This window comes from Klebsiella terrigena (assembly GCF_012029655.1).
In the GTDB taxonomy this organism is placed as follows: Bacteria; Pseudomonadota; Gammaproteobacteria; order Enterobacterales; family Enterobacteriaceae; genus Klebsiella; species Klebsiella terrigena.
The window spans coordinates 2,343,210-2,362,598 of sequence record NZ_CP050508.1; the positions used below are offsets into that span (position 1 = coordinate 2,343,210).

Genomic DNA, 19,389 nt, shown 5'->3' on the forward strand with positions numbered 1-19,389 from the left:
CGCTACTGTGCCGCTTCGCTAACCTCATCGTCCGAAACCTCATCGTCCGAAACTTCACGCTCGTTAGCCAGCAGCGTCTTCTCGTTTTTACCTAATCCCTGAATCAGCAGGAACAGCAGCCCGCTGGCGAAGAGGGTGACGATCAGACCGTCATATCCCGAAACGCCGATCGCCAGGCTACTGATCACCGGCCCGGCAACGCTCCCCGCCGACCAGAAGAAGCCCAATAGTGCGTTTATCATGATCAGCTTTTGCCCGGAGAAGGTTTTACCCGCGCGCACCAGCGACAGGGTATAGAGCGCGCCCGCCGCCGCCCCGAGCACCAGGCAGCCGACGATCAGCTGCATGCGCGAGCCGAGCAGGAAGGGCAGCGCCAGCAGGGCGAGGCAGAAGACCAGCGCGCAGCTGAGGTGCACCCGGCGGATGCCAAACTTATCGGCAATCCAGCCGAGCGGCGCCTGGAACAGCGCGTCGCCGGTCAGTACCACCGTCACCAGCAGCACCGCCATCGACTCGTTTAGCCCCTTATCCATGCCGTACAGCGGCAGCAGCGCGAGGATGCTGGCATCGAAGAAGGAAAAGCAGAATACGCCGGAGGCCAGAACCGGCAAAAATGCGCCGAGGCTACGCCAGCTGGCGCGTCCGGCGAGGCTCTCACGGCTGCCGCTCGGCAGGTGGCGCAGCATAAGCAGGCACAGGGCGGTCAGGCCGCAGATCGCCAGCAGCGCCCATGACTGATAGGCAGGGCCGGCGGAAATGAGCAGCGGCCCGGCCAGCTGGCAGCCGGTAAAGGCTGAGGCGTAAATCCCGGTCAACGTGGCGCGATTTTTACCCGCCGCCCCGCCGGTTATCCAGCTCTCTCCCAGCACGATGATTACTCCCGAGGCGAGGCCGGTCAGGAAGCGCGGCAGCAGGAGCTGCAGCAGATCGACGGTCAGGCAGGAGGCAACCGTCGCCAGGGCCAGCAGGATCAGGCTTGCGCTGAGCAGCACGCCCATCTCAAAGCGGCGGCACAGCGCGGGCGAGAGGAAGGAGGAGAGCATCATGCCCGCCGGCGGCAGCGCGGCCAGCAGGCCAACGTAGAGGGTATCAATTTGCTGCTGCGCAAGCTCAAGGCTGATAAGCGGCACCGTATAGCCGGTGATAAAGCCTACCAGCGAGGCGGCCATGATCATCGCCAGCGTGGGCGCTAAGCGATTGTGGTCTGGGTTAAACATTTTATTCCCGATAACGGAAGTCAACAGGTGGATAAACTGGCGAAGCGCCAACAGCCCTGCATATTAGTTAATCATATGGCTTCTGTCACCGTTGAAATGGCTACCATTAATTGAGAAGGGGGCCGCGGCCGCTCGCCAAAGCCCGCCGGGCGGACGTTTAGCGAGAGTTGTCAGCGCGCTGGCGAAAGGATATAACTCATAGAGCAGCCCGGCGCTCGCGGGGCGCATGGATAAAATGCATACCGATAACAACCCTCGCTCAGCGCTGATGCTGTGCAGGAAAGGAGTACGACATGGCAGTATCGCCTTCATCCATCGCCGAGGCTATTCGCTGGCGACGCGATTTTCATGCTTACCCTGAACTGGGCTACCAGGAACAGAAAACCTCCCGTCGCGTCGCCGAACTGCTGGCCTCGTTTGGCCTGCAGGTGCATACGGGGCTGGCGGGAACGGGGGTGGTGGCGACCCTGGAGAACGGCCCTGGCCCGGTAATCGGCCTGCGCGCCGATATGGACGCCCTGCCGATTACCGAACTCGGCGAGGTCAGCTACAAATCCCGCAATCCCGGCGTGATGCACGCCTGCGGCCACGATGGCCATACCGCGATGCTGTTGGCCGCGGCGGCACATCTGGCGCGCACCCGCCGCTTTCGCGGCACGGTGCATTTTGTTTTTCAACCGGCGGAAGAGAACCTCGGCGGCGCGCGCAAAATGGTCGAAGAGGGGCTGTTTACCTTGTTTCCAATGGACGCCATTTACGCGCTGCACAACTGGCCGGGGATCCCGCTGGGACAGGTGGCGATCAACAGCGGCGCGATGATGGCCTCCCTTGATGCCTTCGAAATCACCCTGACTGGCAAAAGCTGCCATGCGGCGATGCCGGAGAGCGGGGCCGACCCGATCGTCGCCGCCGCGCAGCTTATTATGGCGCTGCAGACGATTCCGTCGCGGCGCCTGTCGCCGCAGGAGTCGGCGGTGGTCAGCATTACGCAGATTAGCGGCGGGGAGGCGATCAACGTTCTGCCGGACAAAGTGGTGCTGCGCGGCACCTTCCGCTGCCTGAGCAACCCGGTTCGCGAGCGGGTAAAAGGGCTGATTGAGCGCTACGTGGCGACGCAGCCGCAGGTCTCTGACGTGCAGGGGGAGATTTTCTGGTATCCGGGCTATCCGGTCACCAGGAACCATCCGGCGCAGGCGCTGAGCGTCCGCGAGGCGGCGATTGCCGCGCTGGGCGAGTCGGCGGTGAACGCCGAGGTCAGCCCGTCAATGGCCTCAGAAGATTTTGCCTGCATGCTGGAAGCGTGCCCCGGCGCCTATTTCTGGATCGGTACCGATGGCGAAACGCCGTCCAAACCGCTGCATAACGCCGGCTATGATTTTAATGACGATCTGATCGAACCCGGGGTGCTGATGTGGACGGCGCTGGTGGAAAAACTGCTGCCGCAGGCCGGTGAAGCCTGACGCCTTGAGTGACAACGTCACGTCAGGGGAGGCGCGCGCCTCCCCTGATGCTTTTAGGCGTTAGCCGCGGCTTTCAGGCGCGCTTTCATCTCGTTGTAGGCGCTGAGCGCAAACTGTTCCGCCCAGCGCTGATCGGCAATGGCCTCGACCTTCACCGCGCAGTACTTGGTTTCCGGCGTTTTCGAGATCGGGTCGAGGTTATCCTGGGTTAACTCATTGCAGGCCCCCACCCACCACTGGTAGGTCATATAGACGGCGCCGCTGTTGATGCGATCGCTGATATCGGCGCGGGTGATAACCTTTCCGCGCCGCGAGCTGACCCACACCAGCTGCCGGTCGGTAATCCCCATCTGCTGCGCATCGGCGCGGCTAATTTGCACCCGGCCCGGCTCGTCGGCCAGCGACTGCAGCGCCGCGCAGTTGCCGGTCATCGAGCGGCACGAGTAGTGGCCGACTTCGCGCACCGTGCACAGCACCAGCGGATAATCGGCATCCGGCGTTTCGGCCGGGGCCCGCCACGGCGCGGCGAACAGCTGTCCTTTACCCGTCGGGGTATCAAAATGGTTATCCTTATAAAGCCACGGCGTGCCCGGATGATCCAGCGTCGGGCAGGGCCACTGCACGTGGTTCATGTCACCCATTTTTTCATAGGTTACGCCGTAGAACAGCGGGCATAGCTCGCGCATTTCGTCCCAGATTTGCTGGTTATCCGCGTAGTGCATCGGGTAGCCCATTTCGCTAGCCAGCAGGCTGATTATCTCCCAGTCGCGCTTGACGTTTCCCGACGCCGGGATCGCTTTTTCAAAGCGCTGGAAGCCGCGATCGGCGCAGGTGAACACGCCGCCGTGTTCGCCCCAGGAGGTCGCCGGCAGCAGCACGTCGGCTATCTCGGCGGTTTTGGTCATAAAGATATCCTGCACCACCACGAAATCCAGCGCCTCGATCCCCTTGCGCACCAGCCCGAGGTCGGCCTCCGTCTGCAGCGGATCTTCCCCCATGATGTAGTAGGCCTTGATCTCCCCGGTCAGCGCCTTGTGGGGCACTTCGGTGATGCGGGTGCCGACCTTATCGTCCATCAGCGCCGGGTCGATGCCCCAGGCCTCGGCAAACTTAGCCCGCACCTGCGGGTCGGTAACCTCCTGATAGCCGGGGAAGAGGTTCGGCAGAACCCCCATGTCGCAGGCGCCCTGGACGTTGTTTTGTCCGCGTACCGGGCCGACGCCGACGTGCTCGCGCCCGAGGTTGCCGGTGAGCAGCGCGAGGCTGGCCAGCCCTTTGACCACGTCCACCGCCTGGCCAAACTGGGTCACGCCCATTCCCCACATAATGGTGGCCGAAGGCGCGGCGGCAAACATGCGCATCGCCTGGCGCACCTCCTGCGCCGGCACCCCGGTCAGCGCTTCAACCGCCTCGGGTGAGTAGTCCCGCACCGCTTCCCGGTAGGCCTCAAGGCCTTCGGTAAAGCGATCGACGTAATCATGATTGTAGAGGTCTTCCTCGAGCAGCACGTGCGCAAAGGCGTTGACCAGCGCCATATTGCTGCCGTTATTGAGCTGCAGGTGACGATCGGCAATGCGTGCGGTTTCAATGCGCCGCGGGTCGCAGACGATGATCTTCGCCCCGTTCTCGCGGGCTTTGATCACCCTGCGGGCCACGATCGGGTGGGAATCCGCGCAGTTGTAGCCAAAGACCAGCAGGCATTTCGAGTTTTCAATATCGCTTATCGAGTTGCTCATCGCGCCGTTGCCCAGCGCCTGCTGGAGGCCGGCTACCGACGGCCCGTGACACACGCGGGCGCAGCAGTCGACGTTGTTGGTGTTGAGCACCGCGCGGGCAAATTTCTGCATCACATAGTTGGTTTCATTCCCCGTGCCGCGGGATGAGCCGGTGGTCATAATGGCGCGCGGGCCGTGCTGCTGCTTGATGGCCTGCAGCTTTTTGGCGGTATAGCGGATCGCTTCATCCCAGGTTACCGGGGTGAGCTTGCCGCCTTTCTGGTAGCGAATCATCGGCTGCTTCAGGCGCGGGGTGAGCAGCTGGGTATCGTTGAGGAAATCCCATCCGTAATAGCCTTTGAGGCACAGCTGGTTTTGGTTGGTCACCCCATCGGCGGCTTCGGCGCGGATAATTTTATCGTTCTCGACAACCAGCTTAAGTTTGCAACCCGCCCCACAGTAAGGGCAAACGCTCGTGATTTTTTTCATCAGTAACAGACCTGTTAACAGTGAATGAAGATCGTCGGTCAGGCCGGGCCCGGCCTGCCATCGTCATTGAGTCCTTGCGTCACGATGCTGACGTCAGGTGTGGCTGTTAAGCAGGAAGCGTGCCAAAAAATAAGATATTGATTTTTATGAGAAATTAAATTGGGGGATGCCGGGTCGTCGCGATGTCGTCACTAATGACGATGACGAGCGGCCCGGCCAGACGCCCCGGCGATGGCAGGCTCGCGCCGTCCGGCGGCGCGAAGGAAGGGGCGCAGGGCGGGGGATCAGGCCATTTTTTGCCGGAAGTGGGCGAGGGTTTGCGCGGCTAAACCGGCCTCCTGCGCCGCGCCGCAGATGGCCTGCCAGCTGCCCTCGTCCAGCGGAATGCCCTGTGCCAGACGCTCCTCGCGGTTGGCCTGCTCCCATTCGCCGGGCACCAGAATCGGAGCGTCCGCCTCGTGCGGGGACTGCTTACACCAGTCGATAAAGGCTTCAGTTTCGCTCTGCATCTGCGGAGCATCGAAGGTTTCCGGGTCCAGAATGATGGTGGTCATGCAGTTGAAAATGGCGTCAACGCAGGTTTGCAGGCTCTCCTGGTGGGTTGTCTGCCCGCCGGATACCGCGCCGCCGAGGATCTCGCACAGCGTCGCCAGGGCGTAGCCTTTATGCTGGGCAAAGGTCAGCAGCGCGCCCAGCGGCGAGGTCTGCATCACCGCCGGGTCGTTGGTCGGCTCACCGTGGGCATCGATTAACGAGCCGGCGGGCACCGCTTCGCCCTTGTGCCAGGCAACGCGGGTCTTGCCGAAGGCGATGGCGCTGGTGGCGTAGTCCAGCAGCAGCGGCGGCTGGCCCCTGCGCGGGAACACCACGCACAGCGGGTTGGTGCCGAAGCGGCTGTCCTTCCCGCGAAACGGCGCAACCATCGGGTCGCCAACGACGCTGACGAAGTGGATAGAGATCATGCCCGCCGCCGCGCACTGCTCGGCCCAGTAGCCGATGCGGCCGATATGGTGGGCGTTGCGCAGGGCGACGGCGGCCATGCCGTGCCGCTGTGCCTTTTCGATGCCGATCTGCATCGCCTCGTGGGCGACAACCTGCCCGAACCCGGCGTTACCGTCGAGGGTCACTACCGCCCCGGCGTCCTTCATAATGCTGGCATGCCGGTTAAGCTGTAGATGCCCCGCGGCGTGGGAGCGCACGTAGCTCGGGATCATCCCGACGCCGTGCGAATCGTGGCCGGCGAGGTTGGCGGCAATCAGATGGTCGGCGACGAGGGCCGCTTCGCTGGCGGTGCTGCCGAGGTGGCTGAAAAGGGCGACGACAAACTGATGCAGATCCGTAGCCTGAAAGCGATGTCCGGTAGGCACTGAGTCTCTCCTGTGGTGGGCGGTTAGCGTAGTTATTTTGTGATGTTTGCCGATCCATGCTGCTCTCCATGCCGATGAAGATCAAGCGCTTATGGAGAGTGCTGGCGTGAGGGGCAGAGAACAGAGTTGAGGCTGTCGGGACTGGTCGCCGGAGTGAGAATCATTATGATAAAAATCATATTCTCAATGATATGGAGAAAACCATAATGAACATCAGCTCAATCATTTTAGCCCTCGTCGCCGTTGCCCTGCTGGGTATTTCCGTCTATAGCCTGCTTAGCTATATTAAAGAGCGCCGGGCAATGCGTTTTAAATCGTTTCGCCAGCGCTGAATCACAAAGCCCGCGGCGTATTAACCGGCTTTATGATAATTTTCGCGCCAGGTCTTCGGCGATGCGTGATATTTCTCGCGGAAGCTTTTGCTAAATAACGGATGGCTGATAAACCCGCAGAGCCACGAAATCTGCTCGACCCGCAGCTGAGGTGCGCTCTCCAGCAGCGCGCGCGCGGCCTCTAAACGCCGCTCTTTAAGCACCGTCATAACCGAGGTTCCCTGTTCGTTGAAGGCGCGATCGAGGCTGGATCGCGAGCAGTGGAGCGCTTTTGACAGCAGGTCAGGGGAGAGATCGTGCTGCTGATAGTGCAGGGCGATAAACGATTTCGCGCTATTCACCAGATGCCCCAGCTTGCCGGAAGAGATTAATCCCTGCTGTTTCGCGATATCGCTCAGGACCAGCAGCGCCATATTATGCAGACCGTCGACAACGGTTGCCGTCTCCTTTAGCGACAGGCTCGCCGAATGGCTATCGAGCAGCATCATGTGCGATTTCAGAAACATCGTCAGAGGATGATTTTCCAGAGAAACAACCGGACTATTGAGCCTGCCGTTAAAAACCTCTTTGATTTTCTCGCTGCGCGGAATGATATAGAGCTGCTTCACGTCGTCGCACTGATACTGATAATAGTCATTGCGCTGATGAACAATCAGCATTCCGGGATTGACCTGCGCGGAGACGGATTTCTTTCTGCCGCTAATAAGCTGATGCCCCTGCACCAGCAGCGAAATATAGATCGACTGCTCCTCGACGCGATGCGGATCGAAGGTGGTCTGATTTTTCGAACCCATCGCACTACAATAGTCGCCGGAAATAGCGGATATAGTCTTATGCGTGGCAATAATCTCTGCGGGGCGGCGGTTGTTCGCCACTTCTATCCCATAGCAGCCGAGGTTTTGCGATATTTGCTGGTAACGCTCTTCCGGCGCGATATCCGCCGCGCTCAAAACGTGAGGAACGTACAGCGCAGTAGGTCTGGGCATGTTTTTCGCCTTTCTCAAGGTACTGCTGGCAGGTGAATTTTTATCCTTCGATTATAAGATTAATCCTAAGAAAAACCAGCGCCCGGCGGTTTTTTTACGCATTTTAATCGCCCGCGCGGGCGGGGGTTCTGCCGGCCGGATGACGGGCCTCCTCTTTTTATCAGAAAATATTTTTCCGGCGCGCTGAATATTATTTTGCCATTTATTAATGCATGCTTTTCGGGCGTATAAAATATATTTACGCCGCCTGCCATAGATTAATTATTTCGCGGCTAAACGCTTTATTTAGCCAAAAATGACCTGGCAACATCTGGCGGGACAAAAATAATTGCACGCTATCTCGCAGATAGCGGTCAATACGCATCGGCTCACGGGGATAAATTGGCCTCGTTTTCCAGCCGTTTCACCTGATCCCATTCCTCACGGCGCTGGAAAACATCATGCTGGCGCAGCGCTAAGCGGCTCCCCCGGCGTTGCCCGGGGAAGCCTGGGGCAGTTTAGTCAAGCAGCGAAGGATCGGCGTCGATCATCAGCTGTTTCATCTCCTCAAAATGCTGACGGGAAAAGTCGCTGATTTTTTCCCAGTCGGCGGCGGTTTTCTCCGCCACCTCATCGGACAGCACCTTCAGCGGCCGGCCGGTTGACCAGGCGGTGACCAGAATCTGGCAGGCGCGCTCGAGGGTCCAGATATCGTCAAACGCCTCGCCGATGGAGCCGGCGGTCACCAGTACCCCGTGATTGCCCATCAGCAGGCGGCGTTTATCCGCCAGCAGCCCCGCCAGCCGCGCCCCCTCGGCGACGGTATCCGCCATCCCGCCGTACAGCGTATCGACCGCCACGCGCTGAAAGTAGCGCGCGGTGTTTTGATCGATAGGCAGGATCTGCGGCTGCTCGAGGCAGGCGACGCTGGTGGCATACACCGGATGCAGATGCAGCACCGCCCGGGCCTGCGGCAGCCGCTGGTGAATCTGCCCGTGAATAGCCCACGCCGTGGCGTCCACGTCCGCGCGGTGGGCGTTCTCTTCATCATCGGCGTTCAGCAGCAGCAGATCGCTGGCGCGAATGCGCGAGAAGTGGCGCCACTTCGGGTTGAGCAGAAACGTTTTGCCATCCGCCGACAGGGCGGCGCTAAAGTGGTTGGCGACCGCCTCGTGCATGCCGAGGTGGGCAACAATGCGCAGCGTCGCCGCCAGATCGATGCGCGTTTGTTCTTCAAAAGAGTAGGCCACGGCGTTATTCCACTTTCGGCATCAGGTCGTTGAGGTCCGCCGCGGTCGGCGGCTGGAAGTTATATTTTTTCAGCAGGGCGGCGTACTCCGGCGTGGCGCTAAACTTCTTCAGCCCCTCCTCAAGCGCGGTCTTCACTTCGCTGTTGCCTTTTTTTACCCCGAAGCCGTTGAGCACCGGGTAGATCAGCGTCGTGGAGGAGATGGTGATGCGGTCGCCCAGCTTGTCGACCACGCCGCGCGCCACCGCCGCATCGGTGATCTGCGCCTCCACCGCCCGCGACAGCAGCGCCTGGGTGGTTTGCGGGTCGGTGGCGTATTCGCTAAGCGCTATCGGCGGCAGCCCTTTTTTCACGCAGTAGTCGGCGGAGAGCTTTTGCAGCTGCGCCAGCCACGAGGTGGCGCCCATCGAGCCAATCTTATGGCCGCAAAACTCCTCCGGCGTCTTCGGCTGATAGCTGGCACCCTTGAGGGCGAGGATCGACTCGCCGCTTTTCAGGTAAGGAACCATATCAATCACCTTCAGCCGTTCGGCGGTGATATACATCGACGAGTTGGTGATATCAAAGCGTCCGCCCTGCAGGCCGGGGATCAGATTCGGGAAGCGGGTATCGAGGTTGACCGCCTCGCGGCCCATGGTTTTGGCAATCCCGGCGAGAAACTCGATATCAAAGCCGGCGGGCTTATTGCTCTCAATATATTCGTAAGGGAAAAAGGTCATATCCGAACCGGCAATGATTTTTCCCGGCTGCAGAAAGGCCGCCTGGGCGCTGGCCGCGCTCAGGGCGCCGACGGTGCAGAGGAGCAGGGTATTTAAGCGTTTCATAGAGATCTCCAAAGTGGGGGGCAATCACATGCTGGCAGGGTCGTTTCCGGCCTGCTGTACGAAAAACGAGGCGCCGCGCGGCTTCTGCGGCAGACGAACATGATTGGCGGCGCTGCGCACCAGCCCGCTCTCCGTGCCGGCGACCAGCCGTCCGGCGTGGGCGCTGGGCAGCGGGTTGTCGCCGTACGGCAGGGCGTCTTCGGCGGCGTAAACGCTGATAAACAGGGTGCGCGGCAGGTCGGTTTCATTGGGGCTGGAGGCGTGGAGCAGCCGGGTATGCATAAAGCACACCGAGCCGGACGGGCCAAAGCAGGCCTCGGGCTGCTGGCAGTGGGTCGCCACCACCTCGTCATCTACCGCGCCGGTGAAGCGCGACGCCTGCCAGTGCGACCACAGCGGCCCCTTATGGCTTCCCGGCACCACGTTCAGCGGGCCGTTCTCCGGCGTCACGTCGCTAACCATCAGCAGGGCGGTGATGATGTCGTCGTTGCTGTGCGGCGTGAAGAGAAAATCCTGGTGCCATTTCACCTGGGTGGCGGTATGCGGCAGCTTGGAGTTAATTTTGCTGTGATGAAAGCGGGTGCCGCTGCCGCCGATAAGCTGGGCGGCAATCGCCGCCATCCGCGAATCCAGCGCCGCGCGCCGGTAGGCGGCGGAGATCTCCGTCGGCGAGCTGACGCGGCGCAGCGACGGGTGGTCGGGGCGATGGTCGCTTTCAAGGTCGAAGCGCGGGCGGCCGTCCTCGGTCGCTCCCCAGGCCTCGCCGTGGCGGCGGCTCTCCGCCACCCAGCCGTCGAAATCCTGCTGCAGCCCGGCGATCTCTGCGGGAGAGAGCACCGCCTCAACCACCAGAAAACCCTGCTGATGAAACTGTTCGATTTGCCACTGCGCGATCATATTTTTTCCTTTCACAAACGGAGCGGTTAAGCCAAAGAGACGTCTTTGAGGAAGGCGTCAACGCGCGGGTGATCGCCGTCGCGCATCGCCTGAGGCGTGTCGTCGCAAACCACGCGCCCTTTTTCCATAAAGACAATTCGGTCGGAAACTTTGAAGGCAAAATTCATCTCGTGGGTCACGATAACCATGGTGATCCCCTCATCGGCCAGCGATTCGATAACCTGAAGCACTTCGTTGACTTTTTCCGGGTCCAGCGCCGAGGTTGGCTCATCGAAGAGCATGATTTGCGGGCGCATCATCAGGGCGCGGGCGATAGCCACCCGCTGCTGCTGGCCGCCGGAAAGCTGGTGCGGGTACTTCCACGCGTGGTCGAGCATGCCGACCTTATACAGCAGCTCGCAGGCGCGCTGCCTGAGCTCCGCCTCCGCCGCCAGCCGGTGATAGCGCGGGGCCAGCAGCAGGTTGCCGAACACGGTCAGGTGCGGGAAGAGGTTGAAGCTCTGAAAGACCATGCCAATATTCAGCCGGTGCTCGGCGTTCTCCATAAAGCGCGGCTTCTGCACGCCCTGGCGTTCGAGGTGAATAAAGGGCTGGCCGTTGATGCGGATCTCGCCGTTATCGATCTGCTCCAGGCCGTTGAGCAGGCGAATCAGCGTGGTTTTGCCGGAGCCGGAAGGGCCGATGACCGACACCACTTCCCCGGGCTGGACCTGCAGGCTGACGGCGCCCAGCACCTCCACGTTGTTGTAGGCTTTATGCAGCTTCGAGGCCTGCAGCGCCGGCTGGTGGCTATCGATGACGCTGCGGGCAACGGCCGGACGGGCGGCGGTGGCCAGCGCCAGCATGTCGGCGTCGACCGGGCGGTTGGTTTTACGCTGGGTGACGTCGAGCCAGGTCTCCAGGCGCTTCAGCAGGAAGTCAAACACGGTGACGATCAGCACGTAGTAGAACGCCACCGCCGCCATGGTTTCCATCACCAAAAAGTTTTGCGAATAGAGGCGCTGGCCGACCATCAAAATCTCGGTCAGGGAGATGACGGAAACCAGCGAGCTGAGCTTAACGATCGCAATATACTCATTGGCCAGCGCCGGCAGCGCCACCCGCAGCGCCTGGGGAATAATCACCCGCCACTGCGTGCCGCCATAGCGCAGCCCTAAGGCCCGCGCGGCCTCGCCCTGGCCTTTGGCGATGGAGAGCAGGCCGCCGCGATGGATCTCGGCGACGTAGGCCGCTTCGCTGAGCACCATCGCCAGCAGGCCGGCCCAGAAGGGATCGTTGAGCACCACCGCAAATGACGGCACCGCCTGCGGCAGGTTATAAACGAAGATCAGCAGCACCAGCAGCGGCAGGCTGCGAAACAGCCAGATATAGAGCCGGGCGGGGACGTTAAAAAGCCTGCGCGGCGACTGCTTGGCGAGGGCGAGAATAAAGCCCAGCACAATACTGCAACCCCAGGTCAGCAGACTCAGTTTAATGACGGTCCAGGTGGCCTGCCAAAAATCTGCGTCGCTGAGCAGACTTAACATGTAGTTCCAGTTAAACATCATGGGCTATTTCACTCGCCATAATTAACGGACATGAAGACGATACCGATGTTCTAAAATGGGGCATCGTCACTATTTATCGGGCAATTACACTATGCTGGTACTCTTCGCCATCAGGCAATTAGTAAATTTTTGGTCTTTAAGTTTAAAAAAACTATATAGCCAGATTAATTTCAATAAATTTAAAGCAATGAGTGCGAAACAAGAACTAAACATTAAAAAAACAATTGCTGTTATTGGTCAACGGAATCGGCCGGTAAATTGGGCGTTGTGCCACAATGGGGCGCTTCGGGGATTTATTTGGTGCAGCCTGATTCATATTGGTGCAATTAAACCACCGGGGCTGGGGTTTTATTATTTCAGCGCATTTAGTGAGATAAATAATTCATTCATCCCTGCGGCAATGCGTCTTTTAGCCGGGGAGTGGCACGATGCTTGCAGTCGGCCTATCAGGAAACTATGCCGTTTCTGTGAGTAACAATATTTCATAAAGGGTAAGGCTATGACGCGATTCACGCTCAAACAACTTAAATACTTCGTTACCGTTGTGGAGACCGAAAGCATCGCCGAAGCCTCCCGACAGCTGCATATTGCCCAGCCGTCGATCTCGATTGCGATAAAAAACCTTGAGGGCACCTTCGAGCAGCAGCTGTTTATTCGCCACCACGCGCAGGGCGTTTCGCTCACCCCTTGCGGTCGGCGCTTCTACGAGAAAGCCAAGGAGCTGCTGCGCCTCTCCTGGGAGTTTGAACAAAACGCGCGCGCCGATAAGGAGCTGGTTTCCGGCACCATTTCGGTGGGCTGCTTTGAATCCGTCGCCCCGCTGTATATGCCAAAGCTGGTGGCCGGATTTAAAAGGATGTATCCCGAAATAACCCTTCAGCTCTACGATGGCGAGCAGCATGAATTAATGCACGGCCTGCATCGCGGGCGTTTTGATTTAGCCCTGGTCTACGATCTGGAATTAGGCCACTCGATCAGTAAAGAGACGCTCAATGCCCCGCATAATCCCTATGCGTTATTACCGGCCAGCCATCCGCTGGCGCAAAAAAAGAGCGTTACGCTGCAGGAATTAAGCCAGGAGCCGATGATTTTGCTCGATGCGGTGCCGAGTAAAAACTATTTTATTACCATTTTTAAAGAGAAGGGCTACCACCCGCAGGTGGCCTACAGCTCGCCGTCAATTGAGATGGTGCGCTGTATGGTCGGGCAGGGGCTGGGCTTCTCGGTATTAGTGACCCGGCCGCTTTGCGATATGACCTACGACGGCGAGCGGCTGGTCCAGCTGGAGATTGAAGATCAAATGCCGGCCTCAACCTTAATTATGGCGTACCTCGCTAATAATGAACCCACCCGGCCAACGCAGCTTTTTATGGACTATTGTCGCAGCATTGAGCTAACCCCGGCGCTGGTTTAGCTGGTAACTTCGATCGCGGCGGGGATATATATTGTCACGCGCCTGAGCGCCAGGCTCGAGGGCTATTTTATTTGTTATTTCGATCCCGGACAGTGCCCGACAAAATACTAACGTCCGGTGGGACAGGCTCAGAGGCTCATAAATTGCTATGACGAGTATCGTTTTATAATAATTTACCATTCGACGCTGGCTAAATAACCTGAGTCCGCTGACGCCCGGCGTCATCAACCCAATCATTTATCCAGTACAGGACGGTTAGCTATGCACAATCAGCGTTATCCGCAGATCGACCGGCAGACGATCGATACCTACCAGACGGATGGAGTGGTGTTACTGAAGGGCGCGTTCACTGCGTGGATCGACGGCCTGGCGAACGGCGTGGCGGAACTGATGGCCAACCCCAGCGAGTACGGGCACGCCAGAACGGTGGTGCCGAAGGACGGCTCCGCGCCCTTTTTCCAGGACTACTGCAACTGGTCACGGATCGCCGATTTTGAGCAGTTTGTCAGGCAGTCGCCGGCGGCGGAAATTGCCGCCGCCCTGATGCAATCGACCACGGCGAAATTTTTCCACGAGCACACGCTGGTCAAGCCCGCCGGCGGCAGCACGGTCACCCCCTGGCATCACGATCAGCCCTACTACTGCGTTGAGGGGCGGCAGAACGTCAGCTTTTGGATCCCGCTGGACCCGGTTGCGCAGGAGATTTCGCTGCGCTGCATCCGCGGCTCCCACCTGTGGGGAGAGGAGTTCAGTCCGACCCGCTTCAACGGCTCGAAGCTCTATCAGCACGGTCGCTTTAAGGAGCTGCCGGACATTGACGCCCATCAGGAGGAGTACGATATCGTCAGCTGGGCGCTGGAGCCGGGCGACGCGATCGCCTTCCACTACCGAACGCTGCACGGCGCCAGAGGTAACGCCACGGCGCGGGCGCGACGGGTCTTCTCCGCCCGCTGGGTGGGCGACGACGCCACCTTTGTTGACCGCGGGGGCGTGACCTCGCCGCCGTTCCCGGAGCTGACGCTAAAAGAGGGCGATGCCCTGGTTTCACCGCTGTTCCCGCAAGTGTGGCCGCGCGAAGCGCGGGGCTAATATCGTCGGGCGGCAATCATTAACGGCGGAAAATTATATTGCCGCTGCCGGCCTTCCGGCGGGTTAATTATTTTCCGCCGCCTCGGCGCTAAATCGGTGCCATTTTGCCGGCCAGCCGAATATTCCCGGTGCCGGCATCCCGCTACGAAAATGCCTGCTTAATGTTTTCTTAATATTTCATCTTCAATGATGCTGGCGACTATTCCGTCGACACACTTCTTATCCGTCTATATCGCGCTAAATAAGAGTTAAATTCCGTCAGCATCACAAAAGCCAGAAAAAAACCGCCCCCGGCGTTGCAAGCCGTGAACCCCTCGCTATATGTTAAATTTGTGTTTAATAAATGATACCTAAGGGTTGGTTTTATGTATAAGAAAATTGGTGGTTTAGTGGTTTCACTGACGGCAGTCTTCTCCGGCTCCGTTTTGGCGGCGCTCCCTCAGGGCTACCCGGCTGAATATCAAAAGGTGGTTGATGCCGGGAAGAAAGAGGGCAAGGTTGTCATCTATTCAACGACCGATACCAAAGCGGCGGGGCCGTTAATTAAAGGATTCGAGGCGCAGTACCCCGGAATTAACGTTGAATATAACGATATGAACAGCACCGAACTGTACAACCGCTACATCAGCGAGCAGGCGGCGGGCGGCGGCAGCGGAGACGTGGTCTGGAGCTCATCGATGGATACGGCGCTGAAGCTCGCCACCGACTACGCCGAAGAGTACGCCTCGCCCGAGCTGGGCAAGCTGCCAAAATGGGCGGTCTGGCAGCAGAAAGCCTACGGCACCACCTATGAGCCGGTGGTCTTTATCTACAACAAGCGGCTGATTCCGCAGGGCGACGTGCCGGACTCCCACACCGCGCTGGCGAAGCTGATTGCCGGCCAGGCCGACAAATTTAAAGGTAAGGTCACTACCTACGATATCGAAAAATCTGGCCTCGGCTTTATGCTGGCGGTGCAGGACAGCAAGGCCGACGCCAGCTATTTTAGCAACCTGGCGGGAATGGCCAAAGGCGGCCTGACCGTGCAATCCTCTACCGGCACCATGATGGAGCGCGTCTCATCGGGTGAAAACCTGATTGGCTTTAACATTCTCGGCTCTTACGCCGAAGCGCGCGCCAAAACCGATCCCTCCCTCGGCATCGCCTATCCCAAAGACTACGTGCTGGTCCTTTCCCGCGTCTCGTTTATTACCGCCGACGCCGGGCATCCTAACGCCGCGAAGCTGTGGTTCGACTACGTGCTGTCAGAGAAAGGGCAGAGCATCCTCGCCGGTCAGGCCGATATTCCCTCTATTCGTAACGATATCGAAGGCAAAAATGATATCGACGGGATGACCAAAATGCTGGGTAACGCCCTGAAGCCGATTCCGGTGGACGAAACCCTGCTGGAATATCTGGAACCGAAAAAGCGTCTGGAATTTATCAAACAGTGGCGTAGCGCGGCGGCTAAATAATCCTCCTGAGGCGCGACATCTTCCGCTGTCGCGCCCGTTAATACCCGGCAGGCTGCGTTAACGCCTGAGCAAAGGGATCGCATATGAACGTATTACGCCGAAAATGGCAGGGGCTGCCGCGCGGTATTGTGGTACTGATCGCGGCATTGGCTATCTACGTCCCGCTGTTATTTATTGTGGTGCAGAGCTTTCTCTCGGCGCCTTTTTTTGCGCGTTCGAAAGCGTTCAGCTTTGAAGCCTTCGAATTTATCTTTACCGACCCTGATTTTTATCTGGCGCTGAGGTCCGGCTTTATTCTGGCGTTCGGCCTGGTGGCGATCGCCATTCCGCTCGGGGGGATCCTCGCCTTTTTAATGGTCCGCACCGATTTGCCCGGCCGGCGCTTTATTGAACCCCTGATCCTGGTACCCATCTTCGTCTCGCCGATGGTGCTGGCCTTTGGCTACGTGGTGGCGGCGGGGCCGGTTGGCTTCTTCTCGCAGTGGGCCGAGCGGCTGCTGGGCTTTGTGCCGTGGAACATCTACTCGATGTTCAGCATCGTGGCGATCGCCGGATTAACCCACGTCCCGCACGCCTATCTCTATATCTCCTCCGCTCTGCGCAGCGTCGGCTCCGACGTCGAGGAGGCGGCCAGGACGGTCGGCGCTTCGCCGCTGCAGGTCATGACCTCCGTCAGCCTGCCGATGGTGCGGCCCTCGATCCTCTACGCCTGCGTGCTGCTGTTTTTCCTCGGCCTGGAGGTGTTCGGCCTGATGCTGGTACTCGGCGACCCCGAGGGCAACATGGTGCTGGCGACCTACCTCTATAAGCTGACCAATAAGCTTGGCACCCCCTCTTATCACCTGATGGCGGCGGTGGCGGTGGTGCTCATTTGCATCACCATCCCGCTGGTGATGCTGCAGCGTCGGCTGATGCGCACCGCCAACCGCTTTGTCACCATGAAGGGCAAGGCCTCCCAGGCGCGCGCGCTGCCGCTGGGCAAGTGGCGCTGGGTTGCCGGCGTGGTGGTGGTGCTGTGGCTGACGGTGACCATCGGCGTCCCGCTGCTTGGCGTGGCGATGCGGGCGTTTATTTCCAACTGGGGCGTCGGCGTGTCGCTGTGGGACGAGCTCTCGCTGGCGACCTTCCGCAACATCTGGCAGCAGCCGAACCTGCTGCGGGCCATCGTCAACTCGATGGCGATCGGTATTTTTGGCGGCGCGCTGGCGGTCGTGTGCTATCTGTTTGTCGGGATCGCCATGCACCGCAAGCCGGACAACGTGACGCGCTTTCTTGACTACAGCGTGCTGGTGCCGCGCGCGGTGCCGGGTCTGCTGGCGGGGCTGGCGTTTCTGTGGGTGTTTTTATTCCTGCCGATGTGGCTCGATCAGTCGCTGAAAAACGGCTGGCTCTCGGCGCTGCCGATGGCCGACTGGCTGCGCGAGCATCTTATCGTGCAGCTGCGGGCGCTGCGCAACACCATTTTTAGCGTCTGGCTGGCCTATACCGTGGTGTGGATGGCCTACGGGCTGCGCCTGATCTCCTCGACGCTGCTGCAGGTGGCGCCGGAGCTTGAGGAGGCGGCCCGCAGCACCGGCGCCTCTCGCGGCCAGGTGACCCGGCACGTCACGGTTCCGCTGTCGCGCTACGGCCTGATCGGCTCGTGGCTGCTGATGTTCCTGATCTTCGAGCGCGAATACTCCACCGGGGTGTACCTGCTTTCGCCGGGGACGGAAACGATCGGCTCCATGCTGGTCTCGCTGTGGGCGGCGGGGGCTATCGATATCGTCGCCGCGCTCTCGTTTATCAATATCCTGCTGGTGGTCATCGGCCTGGGTATCGCCCTGCGCTTTGGAGTGAAATTACATGATTGAGCTATCCGTAGAAAACCTGCACCTCACCTATGGCGACAACCCGGTTCTGAAAGGGGTGTCGATGACGCTTCAGCGGGGGGAAGTGGTGTCGCTGCTCGGGCCGTCCGGCAGCGGGAAAACGACCCTGCTGCGCGCCGTCGCCGGGCTGGAGAAACCCACCGCCGGGCGGATCACCATTGGCAAAACCGCGGTCTATGACGGCAATCCGCGCAGCGAAATCCCCGCCGAGGAGCGCAATCTGGGGCTGGTGTTCCAGTCCTATGCCCTGTGGCCGCATAAGACCGTATTTGAAAACGTCGCCTATCCGCTCAAGCTGCGCAAGGTCGCCAGCGGCGAAATCGCCCAGCGGGTACAGGCGGTGCTCGACCAGCTCGGCCTGGGGCATCTCGGCAGCCGCCATCCCCATCAGCTTTCCGGCGGCCAGCAGCAGCGCGTGGCGATTGGCCGGGCGCTGGTCTACAACCCGCCGGTTATCCTGCTCGACGAACCGCTGTCGAACCTCGACGCCAAGCTGCGCGAAGAGGCGAGGGTCTTTCTGCGCGAGCTGATTATCAAGCTCGGGCTCTCGGCGCTGATGGTGACTCACGACCAGAATGAGGCGATGGCGATATCCGACCGTATCCTGCTGTTGAACAACGGGGTGATCGAGCAGCAGGGCACGCCCCAGGAGATGTACGGCAATCCGACGACGCTGTTTGCCGCCGAGTTTATGGGCAGCAACAACCGCCTGCGCGGTAAGATAACGGCTCTCGAAAACGGCCGGGCGCGCATCGAGGGCGCCAGCTGGGCGCTGTGGGGCATGGCGGGAGAGGGGGTCAGCGTCGGCCAGCAGGCGACGGCGGTGATCCGCGTTGAGCGACTGCGTCTTGGCTCCTCCCCGGAAGACAACATGCTCGAGCTGCCGCTGCTGACCAGCATGTATCTTGGCGACCGCTGGGAATATCTGTTCCGCACCCGCGGGGATGACTTTGCTATTCGCGTCTACGGCACGGCGCTGCGCGACGCGGAGCATTGCCATATTACGCTTCCCGCCGGCGACCTGTGGATTTTCCCGACGCCTTAGGCGACAGCATAAAATCGGTCGCGGCGAGAAGGGCCGACGGCCGAAATAAACAGGGGCGGGCGGCGTGGTTAATGGCTGATAACCCTCGCCCGGCACGGCGCAAATAACCGCCAGATGCCGGGCGAAAGCAAAGTAATTAATATCCGTAATTAACTAACTTAACCGCTCAAATTGTTTAATATTTGCCGACGCCGGCGTTTGCACGCCGCCAGGCAGACATGTACCATAAACAAATAATAACATTTGTGATACATATCACTCTTTTTTTGGCACGGATAAGCACTACGCCTTCGGTGATTCCGCACGAGCTTCTGCATCCAGGTTATTTAATAAACGTTCTCATTATCAAGTTCCGGGAATATTTTTCCCGTTTTGGCGACTGGTTTTGAGGATCGACTAATATCCAAACGATAACGCGATAAATAATCACCTCGCCAACGGCGATTTTTTGTAC

Annotated in this window: 17 protein-coding genes and 1 pseudogene; 10 read left to right on the forward strand and 8 right to left on the reverse strand. The window is 59.6% G+C overall.

What is annotated here, in order from left to right:
* Nucleotides 1-2: 2 nt before the first annotated feature.
* Nucleotides 3-1,217 (reverse strand): MFS transporter, encoded by a 1,215-nt coding sequence (locus HCK03_RS11025; protein WP_041147668.1) that lies wholly within the window; start codon nt 1,215-1,217, stop codon nt 3-5.
* Nucleotides 1,218-1,510: 293 nt separating this feature from the next.
* Between HCK03_RS11025 and HCK03_RS11030 the strand changes: the two genes are divergently transcribed.
* Nucleotides 1,511-2,677, forward strand: coding sequence for a M20 aminoacylase family protein (locus tag HCK03_RS11030; protein ID WP_134526490.1), 1,167 nt, complete (start codon nt 1,511-1,513; stop codon nt 2,675-2,677).
* Nucleotides 2,678-2,730: 53 nt separating this feature from the next.
* On the opposite strand, the gene fdhF is transcribed toward HCK03_RS11030, so the two are convergent.
* Both fdhF and HCK03_RS11040 read right to left on the reverse strand, forming a co-directional pair.
* Nucleotides 2,731-4,881 (reverse strand): formate dehydrogenase subunit alpha, encoded by a 2,151-nt coding sequence (gene fdhF / locus HCK03_RS11035; protein ID WP_041145998.1) that lies wholly within the window; start codon nt 4,879-4,881, stop codon nt 2,731-2,733.
* Nucleotides 4,882-5,165: 284 nt separating this feature from the next.
* Nucleotides 5,166-6,248, reverse strand: a complete 1,083-nt coding sequence (locus HCK03_RS11040) for a malate/lactate/ureidoglycolate dehydrogenase (RefSeq protein ID WP_041145997.1) — start codon at nt 6,246-6,248, stop codon at nt 5,166-5,168.
* 212 nt (nt 6,249-6,460) lie between these two features.
* Between HCK03_RS11040 and HCK03_RS11045 the strand changes: the two genes are divergently transcribed.
* Nucleotides 6,461-6,580, forward strand: a complete 120-nt coding sequence (locus tag HCK03_RS11045) for a small membrane protein (protein WP_139339464.1) — start codon at nt 6,461-6,463, stop codon at nt 6,578-6,580.
* A 20-nt stretch (nt 6,581-6,600) separates the two neighbouring features.
* On the opposite strand, the gene HCK03_RS11050 is transcribed toward HCK03_RS11045, so the two are convergent.
* Nucleotides 6,601-7,566 (reverse strand): helix-turn-helix domain-containing protein, encoded by a 966-nt coding sequence (locus HCK03_RS11050; RefSeq protein WP_167691560.1) that lies wholly within the window; start codon nt 7,564-7,566, stop codon nt 6,601-6,603.
* On the opposite strand from HCK03_RS11050, the gene HCK03_RS11055 reads away from it, so the two are divergent.
* Complete coding sequence (locus HCK03_RS11055; protein ID WP_041145995.1) at nt 7,565-7,753, forward strand: hypothetical protein; 189 nt, start codon at nt 7,565-7,567, stop codon at nt 7,751-7,753. The two genes, HCK03_RS11050 and HCK03_RS11055, sit on opposite strands and share 2 nt — an antisense overlap.
* Nucleotides 7,754-7,946: 193 nt before the next feature.
* Nucleotides 7,947-8,018 (forward strand): annotated as a pseudogene (locus HCK03_RS11060) (ABC transporter ATP-binding protein); the annotation flags it as partial.
* A gap of 45 nt (nt 8,019-8,063) precedes the next feature.
* On the opposite strand, the gene HCK03_RS11065 reads toward HCK03_RS11060, so the two are convergent.
* Genes HCK03_RS11065 through HCK03_RS11080 form a run of 4 tightly spaced genes read right to left on the reverse strand, consistent with a single transcriptional unit; the run spans nt 8,064 to nt 12,062 of the window.
* Nucleotides 8,064-8,795 (reverse strand): class II aldolase and adducin N-terminal domain-containing protein, encoded by a 732-nt coding sequence (locus HCK03_RS11065; RefSeq protein ID WP_041145994.1) that lies wholly within the window; start codon nt 8,793-8,795, stop codon nt 8,064-8,066.
* Between the two features lie 4 nt (nt 8,796-8,799).
* Entirely contained in the window at nt 8,800-9,618 is an 819-nt protein-coding gene (locus HCK03_RS11070) for an ABC transporter substrate-binding protein (RefSeq protein ID WP_041145993.1), read from the reverse strand.
* 24 nt (nt 9,619-9,642) lie between these two features.
* Complete coding sequence (locus tag HCK03_RS11075) at nt 9,643-10,515, reverse strand: phytanoyl-CoA dioxygenase family protein (protein WP_041145992.1); 873 nt, start codon at nt 10,513-10,515, stop codon at nt 9,643-9,645.
* Nucleotides 10,516-10,541: 26 nt separating this feature from the next.
* Nucleotides 10,542-12,062, reverse strand: coding sequence for an amino acid ABC transporter permease/ATP-binding protein (locus HCK03_RS11080; RefSeq protein WP_041145991.1), 1,521 nt, complete (start codon nt 12,060-12,062; stop codon nt 10,542-10,544).
* Between the two features lie 91 nt (nt 12,063-12,153).
* On the opposite strand from HCK03_RS11080, the gene HCK03_RS11085 reads away from it, so the two are divergent.
* The 6 genes from HCK03_RS11085 (at nt 12,154) to HCK03_RS11110 (ending at nt 18,935) form a co-directional block, all read left to right on the forward strand.
* Nucleotides 12,154-12,537 carry a hypothetical protein gene (locus HCK03_RS11085; RefSeq protein ID WP_167690985.1) on the forward strand — a complete coding sequence of 128 codons (384 nt, stop codon included), beginning with the start codon at nt 12,154-12,156 and terminating at the stop codon, nt 12,535-12,537.
* A 24-nt stretch (nt 12,538-12,561) separates the two neighbouring features.
* Complete coding sequence (locus HCK03_RS11090) at nt 12,562-13,476, forward strand: LysR family transcriptional regulator (RefSeq protein ID WP_167691561.1); 915 nt, start codon at nt 12,562-12,564, stop codon at nt 13,474-13,476.
* A 261-nt stretch (nt 13,477-13,737) separates the two neighbouring features.
* Nucleotides 13,738-14,565, forward strand: coding sequence for a phytanoyl-CoA dioxygenase family protein (locus HCK03_RS11095; RefSeq protein ID WP_041145989.1), 828 nt, complete (start codon nt 13,738-13,740; stop codon nt 14,563-14,565).
* Nucleotides 14,566-14,930: 365 nt separating this feature from the next.
* Nucleotides 14,931-16,019 (forward strand): ABC transporter substrate-binding protein, encoded by a 1,089-nt coding sequence (locus HCK03_RS11100; protein ID WP_041145988.1) that lies wholly within the window; start codon nt 14,931-14,933, stop codon nt 16,017-16,019.
* Nucleotides 16,020-16,102: 83 nt separating this feature from the next.
* Complete coding sequence (locus HCK03_RS11105) at nt 16,103-17,872, forward strand: ABC transporter permease (protein WP_041145987.1); 1,770 nt, start codon at nt 16,103-16,105, stop codon at nt 17,870-17,872.
* Nucleotides 17,865-18,935, forward strand: coding sequence for an ABC transporter ATP-binding protein (locus HCK03_RS11110; RefSeq protein ID WP_115192477.1), 1,071 nt, complete (start codon nt 17,865-17,867; stop codon nt 18,933-18,935). The genes HCK03_RS11105 and HCK03_RS11110 overlap by 8 nt, the downstream gene beginning before the upstream one ends.
* The last annotated feature ends 454 nt before the right edge of the window (nt 18,936-19,389 follow it).